Origin of the sequence: Heyndrickxia acidicola, assembly GCF_001636425.1 — a bacterium.
GTDB classification, from domain to species: Bacteria; Bacillota; Bacilli; order Bacillales; family Bacillaceae_C; genus Bacillus_AE; species Bacillus_AE acidicola.
The window spans coordinates 3,558,125-3,569,671 of sequence record NZ_KV440953.1 but is presented as its reverse complement, the minus strand read 5'-3'; the positions used below and the strand labels follow the sequence as shown (position 1 = coordinate 3,569,671).

7 protein-coding genes, 10 tRNA genes and 2 rRNA genes are annotated in these 11,547 nt (G+C 43.6%); 1 reads left to right on the top strand and 18 read right to left on the bottom strand.

Annotated features, from left to right (window positions below):
• Positions 1–61 precede the first annotated feature (61 nt).
• From glmM to sigW, 5 genes are all read right to left on the bottom strand, one after another.
• Positions 62–1,411, bottom strand: a complete 1,350-nt coding sequence (gene glmM, locus A5N88_RS16745) for a phosphoglucosamine mutase (protein WP_066268060.1) — start codon at positions 1,409–1,411, stop codon at positions 62–64.
• Positions 1,412–1,447: 36 nt separating this feature from the next.
• Entirely contained in the window at positions 1,448–2,695 is a 1,248-nt protein-coding gene (locus A5N88_RS16740; protein WP_066268058.1) for a CdaR family protein, read from the bottom strand.
• A complete protein-coding gene (gene cdaA / locus A5N88_RS16735; RefSeq protein ID WP_066268056.1) occupies positions 2,688–3,509 on the bottom strand; it encodes a diadenylate cyclase CdaA in 822 nt (273 codons plus the stop codon). The genes A5N88_RS16740 and cdaA overlap by 8 nt, the downstream gene beginning before the upstream one ends.
• 378 nt (positions 3,510–3,887) lie before the next feature.
• Positions 3,888–4,502: an anti-sigma factor family protein gene (locus A5N88_RS16730; RefSeq protein ID WP_232317588.1), complete on the bottom strand. Its 615-nt coding sequence runs from the start codon at positions 4,500–4,502 to the stop codon at positions 3,888–3,890.
• A 17-nt stretch (positions 4,503–4,519) separates the two neighbouring features.
• Positions 4,520–5,083, bottom strand: a complete 564-nt coding sequence (gene sigW / locus A5N88_RS16725) for an RNA polymerase sigma factor SigW (protein WP_066268053.1) — start codon at positions 5,081–5,083, stop codon at positions 4,520–4,522.
• A gap of 206 nt (positions 5,084–5,289) precedes the next feature.
• Here sigW and A5N88_RS24450 point away from each other — a divergent pair, with 206 nt between their 5' ends.
• Positions 5,290–5,460 carry an aspartyl-phosphate phosphatase Spo0E family protein gene (locus A5N88_RS24450; RefSeq protein WP_083953178.1) on the top strand — a complete coding sequence of 57 codons (171 nt, stop codon included), beginning with the start codon at positions 5,290–5,292 and terminating at the stop codon, positions 5,458–5,460.
• 243 nt (positions 5,461–5,703) lie between these two features.
• On the opposite strand, the gene rocF is transcribed toward A5N88_RS24450, so the two are convergent.
• The 13 genes from rocF to A5N88_RS16660 form a co-directional block, all read right to left on the bottom strand.
• Positions 5,704–6,603: an arginase gene (gene rocF, locus A5N88_RS16720; RefSeq protein ID WP_066268051.1), complete on the bottom strand. Its 900-nt coding sequence runs from the start codon at positions 6,601–6,603 to the stop codon at positions 5,704–5,706.
• 280 nt (positions 6,604–6,883) lie between these two features.
• A tRNA-Ala gene (locus A5N88_RS16715) sits at positions 6,884–6,956 on the bottom strand.
• 5 nt (positions 6,957–6,961) lie between these two features.
• A tRNA-Gly gene (locus A5N88_RS16710) sits at positions 6,962–7,036 on the bottom strand.
• 22 nt (positions 7,037–7,058) lie between these two features.
• Positions 7,059–7,131, bottom strand: a tRNA-Lys gene (locus A5N88_RS16705).
• 199 nt (positions 7,132–7,330) lie between these two features.
• Positions 7,331–7,405 (bottom strand) — tRNA-Gln (locus A5N88_RS16700).
• A 73-nt stretch (positions 7,406–7,478) separates the two neighbouring features.
• Positions 7,479–7,562: transfer RNA gene (locus tag A5N88_RS16695), tRNA-Tyr, on the bottom strand.
• 9 nt (positions 7,563–7,571) lie between these two features.
• A tRNA-Thr gene (locus A5N88_RS16690) sits at positions 7,572–7,647 on the bottom strand.
• Between the two features lie 6 nt (positions 7,648–7,653).
• Positions 7,654–7,729: transfer RNA gene (locus tag A5N88_RS16685), tRNA-Val, on the bottom strand.
• A 22-nt stretch (positions 7,730–7,751) separates the two neighbouring features.
• Positions 7,752–7,826: transfer RNA gene (locus tag A5N88_RS16680), tRNA-Glu, on the bottom strand.
• A gap of 23 nt (positions 7,827–7,849) precedes the next feature.
• Positions 7,850–7,922: transfer RNA gene (locus tag A5N88_RS16675), tRNA-Thr, on the bottom strand.
• 1 nt (position 7,923) lies between these two features.
• Positions 7,924–7,998: transfer RNA gene (locus tag A5N88_RS16670), tRNA-Asn, on the bottom strand.
• A gap of 8 nt (positions 7,999–8,006) precedes the next feature.
• Positions 8,007–8,123, bottom strand: a 5S ribosomal RNA gene (gene rrf, locus A5N88_RS16665).
• A gap of 314 nt (positions 8,124–8,437) precedes the next feature.
• Positions 8,438–11,376: ribosomal RNA gene (locus A5N88_RS16660) — 23S ribosomal RNA — on the bottom strand.
• Between the last annotated feature and the right edge of the window lie 171 nt (positions 11,377–11,547).

Here is an 11,547-nt window from a genome sequence, read left to right as displayed (position 1 = left end):
CTTATAAATAAAAAATATGCATAAGGGGATGAATTGGTTCCCCTTATGCATTGATTTCCATTTATTCCTTCAGTCCCATTTCTTCTTTAACCACAAGAGCAATTCTTTCTACATACTCATTGCATGCTTCAACTGTAGGCGCCTCAGCCATTACCCTGACTAAAGGCTCAGTACCTGAAGGTCTTACAAGTATTCTTCCGTTTCCGGCCATTTCCTGTTCTACCTGTTCAATTACCGCTTTTACTTTTTCATTGCTTGTTACAGAATGCTTATCTGTCACTCTTATATTTACCAGCTTCTGAGGATATTTCTTCATTTCTTTAGCCAGTTCAGACAGAGGTTTTTTCGTAGCTTTCATAATATTGACTAGCTGTAATCCTGTTAATAGGCCGTCGCCCGTTGTATTATAGTCAAGGAAAATAATGTGTCCGGATTGTTCCCCTCCAAGATTATATTGGTTCTCCTTCATAGCTTCCACTACATAGCGATCCCCTACAGCTGTCTCGACAACCTTAATTCCCAGGTCCTTCATTCCCTTATGGAAACCAAGATTGCTCATTACTGTTGCTACAACTGTTGATTGCTTAAGGCGTCCTTCTTCTTTTAAATATTTGGCACAAATAAACATGATTTGGTCGCCATCAACAATTTCCCCATTTTCATCAATGGCAATAATTCTGTCGCCATCCCCGTCAAAGGCCAAGCCTACATCTGCACCTTTTTCCTTTAAAAAGGCAGCCAGGCTTTTCGGATGTGTTGATCCCACACCTTCGTTAATATTTAAGCCATTTGGCGATGCTCCCATTGTTGAAAGATCGGCATCCAAATCGGCAAATAAATAGGTAGCTAAAGAAGAGGTAGCTCCATTGGCACAATCCAAAGCAATATGGATGCCGGAGAAATCTTCATCAACTGTTTGTTTTAGGAATTGTAAATACTTTTGCCCGCCTTCAAAATAGTCGCTTACTACTCCCAGATGCTCTCCAACTGGTCTAGGCAGAGAGTCATTTTCCATTTCCAGCAATTCCTCAATCTCTGCTTCCTGATCATCGGAAAGCTTATATCCGTCCGACCCGAAAAACTTAATCCCGTTATCTGCAACCGGATTATGAGAAGCAGAAATCATGACACCTGCCTGTGCCCCTAAAGCTTTTGTTAAGAAGGCAACACCGGGAGTCGAAATCACACCAAGCCTCATGACTTCTACACCAATAGACAGCAAGCCGGAAACAAGGGCCCCTTCAAGCATATGCCCTGAAATCCTCGTATCGCGGCCAATCAGAACTTTTGGACGCTCTGCATGCTTCGTTAATACATATCCTCCGTATCTGCCAAGCTTAAATGCTAACTCTGGCGTTAATTCAGCATTAGCTACTCCTCTGACTCCATCTGTACCAAAATATTTACCCATCTAAAATTTCTCTCCTTCTTCTATCGGTTCAAGCAATTAAGTATTGCTGCTTTGCTGATTGTCTTTTAAAGTGACTTTTACGCTTTGTGTTGAAACTTTCCAATCAACTTTATTTGGTCCCTTGACTTCCACATTAACTGTATGATCACCTGGATCTAAGCCGCTTAAGTCTACAAATACCTGAAAATCACTGGATGAAAGATTTTGCACATCCCCGCTTTTTCCGCTGGCAGTCAAGTCTATTTTCCCATTAGGGGGAGTTATAAACTGTACAGTATCTGTTGACGGCAGCCCTTCTGTATCAATACTCAGGTTTGAAAAGGTTTTGTGTTCCGCTTTATCTTCTGTTTCTACATGTACGGTAACAGTACCCTCGCTTAATTTGTTAACGCCATCCGGCGGCGAAAGCGGAACACTGATATCCTGGCTTTTGGTTATTTTACTGATATCGACATTTACAGGTAAAGCATCTATATCTTTCAGAACATCGCTTCTCCCGTATATTTTTATGGTCTTAGGTGTTGTGGTGATACTTTTTATTGCTATATTTGAGCTTTCCTGCCCGACCGGATTTACAGTTATAGGCACCGTTTTACTTGGATTGTCTACGGGAACGGTTATCTGGACTGTATCAGGCTCAACATTCACATCAAGCTTGTTTAAATTTTTATCAAGCACCTGGACTTCTGCATCCCGGGTAAAGCTTGAGTTGATCTCACCATCCAAATCTATCGATGCTTTCACATAACTAATTTGGCTGATCACATCTTTCCCGCCGGTAATCGTAACCGTTTGGGGATCGACTGATGGAGTTTTGGCTTCATACCCGTCTGCAAGAAGATGCTGATTAAACTCCGGCTCGACCTTATAGTTCACAGAAACCTTTTCCTGAACGGAAACGTCGACATAAGCCGGATTAATTTTTGCATTTAATTTAGTAGAAAGATCTTTTGTTTTAAGTTTCACTCGCTGGGTGCCGATTTTAGCGTTCCTTAAATCAAGATATACGCTGAAATCTCGGACAGCCTTTGTATTTTGAACAATACTCTTTGGACCAGAAATGGTAACATCAACTTTCTTTGGAGCCCCATAGACAACAAGATTGGACGTATCATAGTATATTTCAACCGGCACGCCCTGTACCGTTTCCTGATCACTATTTTGCGCAAATCCAATATCACGGTTAGAACCGCTAAGTTCGTTATTAACAGATGTAAACAATAAAATAGCCAGGACTAATGCAATTGCCCGTATGAACCAGGGACTATCCATCCATTTATCCATGCTTCTTCACCCTCCAATTCCATTTCGATGAAGAGGCTTGCTTATTAGAGTGAATCAATTCTAATTCCAATAGTTCTTTAAACTCATCCAATTTAACATCCCTGTGTAGCTCTCCATTTTTAGTTAATGAAATAGCTCCGGTTTCTTCAGAGACCACAACTGTTAAACTGTCCGTAACCTCACTGATTCCCATTGCTGCCCGATGTCGGGTTCCAAGCTCTTTAGATATAAAAGGACTTTCCGAAAGAGGCAGATAACAGGCTGCAGCAGCCACACGGTTTTTTTGTAAAATAACGGCACCATCGTGCAAGGGTGTATTGGGAATAAAAATATTAATCAGAAGCTCCGAAGTAATAACTGAGTTTAACGGAATACCCGTTTCTATGTAATCACTCATTCCGGTTCCCAATTCGATTGAAATAAGGGCACCGATTCTCCGTTTTGCCATGTAGCTTGTTGCTTTGACAATGGCTTCTATTACTCTTGCCTGTTCATTGTCTTCCTGCATATTCGCCCTTGAGAAGAATCTGCCTCTTCCCAATTGCTCCAATGCCCTTCGCAGCTCTGGCTGGAAGATAATAATAATAGCCAGGAAGCCCCAAGTAAGAGCTTGCTCCATCATCCAGCTTAAAGTATGGAATCCAAGAAACTCACTTAATGACCGTACAATGATAATGACAAAAATGCCCTTTAACAGCTGTACAGCCTTTGTTCCCCGGATCACCATGATTAGTTTATATATAACAAACCAAACAAGAAGTATATCAACGATATTTGAAAGATAATCCATGATGGTAAAGTCCGACAAACTCATTTTCCATCCTCCATTATTCTATATCAAAGCACGAATTCGCTTTATTTTTAAGCTCTATTACTCTTATCTGTTGATTTCCGCTTTCATCATCATATGATTAAAAATAACATTGAGCTTTATCAGAGCCTATTTTAAAAAGCTTTCTTTATTAGCGGTTTGACCTTTTCTTGCATAATAATCCTAGCAGAAGAAGCTTTTTGCCTGTGTTTGATGATTATACTAAAAAGCCCGCAGAAGGTCTATTTACTTAGTATCTATTCTATAAAAGATAGAGCTTTTTTATAGTATACCATATTTTTTAAAACCAAAACGAAAGGGAACCCCATATGTGTTCCCCTCATCAAATTTATGCTATTTCGTTTAATTTATGCTTAAAGCCTATTGAAATAGATGGACGAGGCTTTTTCCAAATCCCTTTATCTTAAACCAAATCCAATCGTATACCTGGTTTATAACCTCTATATTCCCTGACACATTGCGGGCAGAAGCCATATACTGCTTCCCATTAATGACCGTCACATCTCCCTCTACTTTCCCCTCTACCCGTACGTTACCATTTTTCACAACCAGGTCACCCTTAATTACATCACCCTTTGGAACGATAACAGTATGGTTTTTGACAAGCAGATGAGGGTTTTTAGTAAAGGAAAACTCCTGCTGGTCATGCCAATTTGAGAACACGCTTCCTGCCATTAGAACAATAAATAAAACGGCCGCAGACATTATTGGATGGTTCCTCAGCCAGCGTTGGAACTTCATTTTCTTTTTCTCTTGCGGGAGCCTTGCCATTACCGCAGCTGTAAATCCCTCCGGTGCAGAAATTATCCCAGCACTTTTTATAAAAGCATCTGTTTTCTTTAATTCCTGAAAATGCTTCTGGCAGCTTTGGCAAGACTGAATATGCTTTTTCAATTCCTCTTCACGGTCTTTAGATAGTTCTCCGTTTAGATAATCGTGCATATAGAGAATCATTTCTTCCGAACAAGCGCTCAATTTTGTTCTCATCCTCTCTATAATTTTCGAAGCTGCTTTCTCAAAGCTTCACGGCCCCTGTGAATTCTCGTTTTAACGGTCCCAAGAGGCATATCGAGTATTTCACTAATTTCATTTAATGATAAATCCTCTAAATACTTTAAAATAATAACGGAACGATATTTTTCGGGCAAGGCTGAAATCTCCTTTTGGACGATTTCTTGGAGCTCCATTCCCTCAACCTCTGATTCAGGGGATATACCGCTTGCTGCAATTTGTGAATACATATCTAAGCCTTCCGTTCCGGGAACTTCAGCATCCAAATAATAATCAGGTTTCTTCTTTCGAATACGGTCTATGCATAAATTTGTAGCAATTCGATATAACCATGTAGAAAAATTTCTATCCTGATTAAAGCTGGAAATATTCACATATGCGCGCAGAAATGCTTCTTGTGCTATATCCTCTGCTTCGTGGCGGTTTCCCAACATACGAAAACAGATTTGAAAAACTTTATCTTTATATATCTCAACAATCTCGCCAAAAGCGTTCTGGTCGCCTTTTAAGACTTGTTTGATTCTTTTTGTAACCAGTGTTTCCATTTAGTTATACCCCCGCCCTCATGCGGCATTTATTTTTACGTATGAAAAACATAAAGGTTTCAAAATAATTTCTTCTTAATAATACCAAATAATGGGCAATTAGGGGTTTATTATTTGATAAAATGGTTATATACATAATAATTGGAAAAATAGTTGATTGATTTGAGGTATTTAAGAAGCTAATTTTATTGGAAAGAGGGATAAAGATGCTGTCTACGAAGAAAGAGCTAATGCAAAGAATAGAAGAAAGACGTCATGCAATGATTCAACTTGCATTAACCTCCTCTTTTATTGATGAACGCGTAGTGAAGATCAGTGATGATCTTGACAGACTGATCCATACATATCACACATTAACCATTGTTGAAAAACATTAAAATATATAATTTTAAAATAATAATGTCCATTCGATTGAAGATGAATTTTTCCAATCGAATGGACATCGTTTATTTTAGAGGGGTTTTGTCTAGCTCCAGCGCCTATCGGCTAGCGGATTTCTACGTCTCCTCCCTACGATAAGTCAACATCAGCTCGTGAACGGCCTCTCTGTGTTTCCTTTATCTCAGTCGATGACTATGAAATCCGTACGCCGATGAGCAAGGCGCTTCCGCTTTTCGTTTTTAAAGCAGTTTCTCACCAAATAACGAGCCCATTAATTTAACAGCTACAACAGCCGTCCTGTTTCTTTCATCCAAAATAGGGTTTACCTCTACAAAGTCTGCAGATGTAATGATATCTGCTTCAGCAAGCATTTCCATCGCTAAATGGCTTTCACGATAACTGATTCCGCCGATTACCGGTGTTCCAACGCCTGGTGCATCAGCAGGATCAAGTCCATCTAAATCCAGAGATAAGTGGACCCCATCTGTCCTATCTTTTAAATACTCTATTGTTTCTTCTATTACTCTTGTCATTCCTAACCGATCAATTTCGTGCATAGTATATACTTTAATGCCCCGCGCTTTTATTAACTCTCTTTCACCGGCATCTAAGTCTCTGGCACCAATAATAACGATATTTTCAGGTTTTACTTTTGGACTATAGTTCAGCACATTGGTTAAAGCTGGATGTCCAATTCCAAGACTTGCTGCAAGCGGCATACCATGAATATTTCCAGATGGTGAAGTTTCCGGAGTATTTAAATCACCATGTGCATCATACCAGATTACCCCAAGTTTTTTATAGTTCTTAGCTATTCCTGCAAGTGAGCCAATTGCAACACTATGGTCCCCGCCTAAAATGAGAGGAAACTCACCGCTTTTCACAATGGAGTCCACTTTCTCACCAAGAGTTTCACTTGCATCTGCAACCGCTTTCAAATTACGTAAATTAATTTTTGGATCTTCTAAATATTCAGCCTTGCCTATTTCTATATCGTTATAATCTGTTACCTTATATCCGAGGCCTTCCAAATATTCTGAAACTCCTGCATAACGCATAGCATTTGGCCCCATATTAACTCCTGGATTTCTTTGCCCAAGGTCCATAGGAACTCCCACGATAGTAATTTTACTTTTCATAATTGTACCCCCTATTCTGCTATAATTCTATTGTATACGTCAAAATCAAATGACTCAACCGTGCATAATTACGTATAAACATACCATCACACCGTCATGAAACACTTAAAATTAAGCATATATAATTCCAAAATAAGTAAAATTATTCATATTATATACAAAATTTAACCATTACACCTGGTATGTTCCACGCTGGATAAGAGAGCAGCGTATTAAATTGTTACTTAACTTCAATTAAAAACAAAAAATCTTAAGTCCAATGGACTTAAGATTTTTTGTATGGAGCCTAGCGGGATCGAACCGCTGACCTCCTGCGTGCAAAGCAGGCGCTCTCCCAGCTGAGCTAAGGCCCCAGATATGGAGCGGAAGACGGGATTCGAACCCGCGACCCCCACCTTGGCAAGGTGGTGTTCTACCACTGAACTACTTCCGCACTTGTCAACAAGCTAAAAAAGTGAGCCATGAAGGACTCGAACCTTCGACCCTCTGATTAAAAGTCAGATGCTCTACCAACTGAGCTAATGGCTCATATATTTTGATAACTAATTTGATGATTGTTTTACGAACTCTGTAAGCATCTACGACGTCCCAATCTCAGGAGGTTTCGCAAGATGAAGCTCGATTGGTACGCTGGTGAGAATTCAATGGAGTATATTCTCTGTGCTCTACCGACTGAGCTAATGGCTCATAACTATGTATCTTCAAACAGTAATTGTAAATGAAAGAATGGCTGGGCTAGCTGGATTCGAACCAACGAATGACGGAGTCAAAGTCCGTTGCCTTACCGCTTGGCTATAGCCCAATATATGGTGAGTTGTTGTTTCAAATAAAAAAGACATTTTTATGATGTCCAGTTGAGTTTCATATGAAAGAAATGGTGGAGGGGGACGGATTCGAACCGCCGAACCCGAAGGAGCGGATTTACAGTCCGCCGCGTTTAGCCACTTCGCTACCCCTCCGAATAACGCTGGTGCCGGCCAGAGGACTTGAACCCCCAACCTACTGATTACAAGTCAGTTGCTCTACCAATTGAGCTAGGCCGGCTAATAATGGTGGAGGATGACGGGTTCGAACCGCCGACCCCCTGCTTGTAAGGCAGGTGCTCTCCCAGCTGAGCTAATCCTCCATTATTATTGTATATTTTTTTATGGTGACCCGTACGGGATTCGAACCCGTGTTACCGCCGTGAAAGGGCGGTGTCTTAACCGCTTGACCAACGGGCCAATCTAGATGTTTTTTAAAGGTAAGCTTCCAATCGGGCTCGAACCGATGACCTCTTCCTTACCATGGAAGTGCTCTACCTGCTGAGCTATGGAAGCGTGGCTCCGCAGGTAGGACTCGAACCTACGACCGATCGGTTAACAGCCGATAGCTCTACCACTGAGCTACTGCGGAATAATCAAATCCGGCAATGTCCTACTCTCACAGGGGGACAGCCCCCAACTACCATCGGCGCTGAGAAGCTTAACTTCCGTGTTCGGGATGGGAACGGGTGTGACCTTCTCGCCATAATTACCGGATCTTCAATTTGCCCTTCAACCTCTGCATAAGCAATTCTTTATCGGACAAGTATTATTATACCAGAAATTCATTTTTTTTCAAGAGGTTTTTAAAAACTTTTTTAAAAGTTTTTGTTCCCTCAAAACTAGATAAAGAAGTAAGTAAAACGTTGAATCGTCTTTTATATTGTCCAGCTACAGTGGAAGGTTAAAAAGCAAACCTTCCTACTCCTAGTTCCTCGAGGTCATAATCTGTATTGCTCTGTGGCAAAAGGCACCACGCCGCAATCCATCTTATGCTTGTCGGAACTGAACAGTCGCTTTCGCTTTTCTATTTGGTTAAGTCCTCGATCGATTAGTATCCGTCAGCTCCATGTGTCACCACACTTCCACCTCGAACCTATCAACCTGATCATCTTTCAGGGATCTTACTAGCTTGCGCTATGGGAAATCTCATCTTGAGGGGGGCTTCATGCTTAGATGCTTTCAGCACTTATCCCTTCCGCACATAGCTACCCAGCGATGCCTTTGGCAAGACAACTGGTACACCAGCGGTGCGTCCAGCCCGGTCCTCTCGTACTAAGGACAGCTCCTCTCAAATTTCCTACGCCCACGACGGATAGGGACCGAACTGTCTCACGACGTTCTGAACCCAGCTCGCGTACCGCTTTAATGGGCGAACAGCCCAACCCTTGGGACCGACTACAGCCCCAGGATGCGATGAGCCGACATCGAGGTGCCAAACCTCCCCGTCGATGTGGACTCTTGGGGGAGATAAGCCTGTTATCCCCGGGGTAGCTTGTATCCGTTGAGCGATGGCCCTTCCATGCGGAACCACCGGATCACTTAGACCGGCTTTCGTCCCTGCTCGACTTGTAGGTCTCGCAGTCAAGCTCCCTTGTGCCTTTACACTCTGCGAATGATTTCCAACCATTCTGAGGGATCCTTTGGGCGCCTCCGTTACTCTTTAGGAGGCGGCCGCCCCAGTCAAACTGCCTGCCTGACACTGTCTCCCACCCCGATCAGGGGTGCGGGTTAGAATTTCAATACAACCAGGGTAGTATCCCACCGACGCCTCCACCGAAGCTGGCGCTCCGGCTTCAAAGGCGCCTACCTATCCTGTACAAGTTGTACCAAAATTCAATATCAAGCTGCAGTACAGCTCCACGGGGTCTTTCCGTCCTGTCGCGGGTAACCTGCATCTTCACAGGTACTATAATTTCACCGAGTCTCTCGTTGAGCCAGTGCCCAGATCGTTACGCCTTTCGTGCGGGTCAGAACTTACCTGACAAGGAATTTCGCTACCTTAGGACCGTTATAGTTACGGCCGCCGTTTACTGGGGCTTCAGTTCAGAGCTTCGCTTTTAGCTAACCCCTCTCCTTAACCTTCCAGCACCGGGCAGGCGTCAGCCCCTATACTTCGCCTTGCGGCTTCGCAGAGACCTGTGTTTTTGCTAAACAGTCGCCTGGGCCTATTCACTGCGGCTCTCTCGGGCTTGCACCCTACCAGAGCACCCCTTCTCCCGAAGTTACGGGGTCATTTTGCCGAGTTCCTTAACGAGAGTTCTCTCGCTCACCTTAGGATTCTCTCCTCGCCTACCTGTGTCGGTTTGCGGTACGGGCACCTTTTTCCTCGCTAGAGGCTTTTCTTGGCAGTGTGGAATCAGGAACTTCGGTACTATATTTCCCTCGCCATCACAGCTCCGCTTTAATGATAAGGATTTGCCTCATCATCAGCCTAACTGCTTGGACACGGCAATCCAGCGCCGTGCTTACCCTATCCTCCTGCGTCCCCCCATCACTCAAACGGAAAAGAGGTGGTACAGGAATATCAACCTGTTGTCCATCGCCTACGCCTTTCGGCCTCGGCTTAGGTCCCGACTAACCCTGAGCGGACGAGCCTTCCTCAGGAAACCTTAGGCATTCGGTGGAAGGGATTCTCACCCTTCTTTCGCTACTCATACCGGCATTCTCACTTCTAAGCGCTCCACCAGTCCTTACGGTCTAGCTTCAACGCCCTTAGAACGCTCTCCTACCACTGACACCTACGGTGTCAATCCACAGCTTCGGTGATACGTTTAGCCCCGGTACATTTTCGGCGCAGAGTCACTCGACCAGTGAGCTATTACGCACTCTTTAAATGGTGGCTGCTTCTAAGCCAACATCCTGGTTGTCTAAGCAACTCCACATCCTTTTCCACTTAACGTATACTTTGGGACCTTAGCTGGTGGTCTGGGCTGTTTCCCTTTTGACCATGGATCTTATCACTCACAGTCTGACTCCCAAGAATAAGTATTTGGCATTCGGAGTTTGTCTGAATTCGGTAACCCGATGAGGGCCCCTAGTCCAAACAGTGCTCTACCTCCAATACTCTTCTCTTGAGGCTAGCCCTAAAGCTATTTCGGAGAGAACCAGCTATCTCCAGGTTCGATTGGAATTTCTCCGCTACCCACACCTCATCCCCGCACTTTTCAACGTGCGTGGGTTCGGGCCTCCAGTAAGTGTTACCTTACCTTCACCCTGGACATGGGTAGATCACCTGGTTTCGGGTCTACGACCTCATACTCATTCGCCCTATTCAGACTCGCTTTCGCTGCGGCTCCGCCTTATCAGCTTAACCTTGCATGAAATCGTAACTCGCCGGTTCATTCTACAAAAGGCACGCCATTACCCTGCATAAATGCATAGGGCTTTGACTACTTGTAGGCACACGGTTTCAGGATCTCTTTCACTCCCCTTCCGGGGTGCTTTTCACCTTTCCCTCACGGTACTGGTTCACTATCGGTCACTAGGGAGTATTTAGCCTTGGGAGATGGTCCTCCCAGCTTCCGACGGGATTTCACGTGTCCCGCCGTACTCAGGATACACTCAAGAGGGAACGAAGTTTCAACTACAGGGTTGTTACCTTCTTTGACGGGCCTTTCCAGACCTCTTCATTTACCTCGTTCCTTTGTAACTCCGTATAGAGTGTCCTACAACCCCAAGAGGCAAGCCTCTTGGTTTGGGCTAATTCCGTTTCGCTCGCCGCTACTCAGGAAATCGCAATTGCTTTCTCTTCCTCCGGGTACTTAGATGTTTCAGTTCCCCGGGTCTGCCTTCAGTACCCTATGTATTCAGGTAAAGATACTACCCCATTACGGGCAGTGGGTTTCCCCATTCGGAAATCTCCGGATCAAAGCTTACTTACAGCTCCCCGAAGCATATCGGTGTTAGTACCGTCCTTCATCGGCTCCTAGTGCCAAGGCATCCACCGTGCGCCCTTACTAACTTAACCTATAAAAGGTTTTTACTACTAAAATGGAAAAAATCCATAAAGTGGCGATTCTCGGTTATTTGCTTGGTTATTCTCAATATCTAGTTTTCAAGGAACAATACTCAAACGAATGATCAACTTCGAATCTCTTCGTCAGCTTCACTCACTCTCATCCTCACGTATTGTCATACG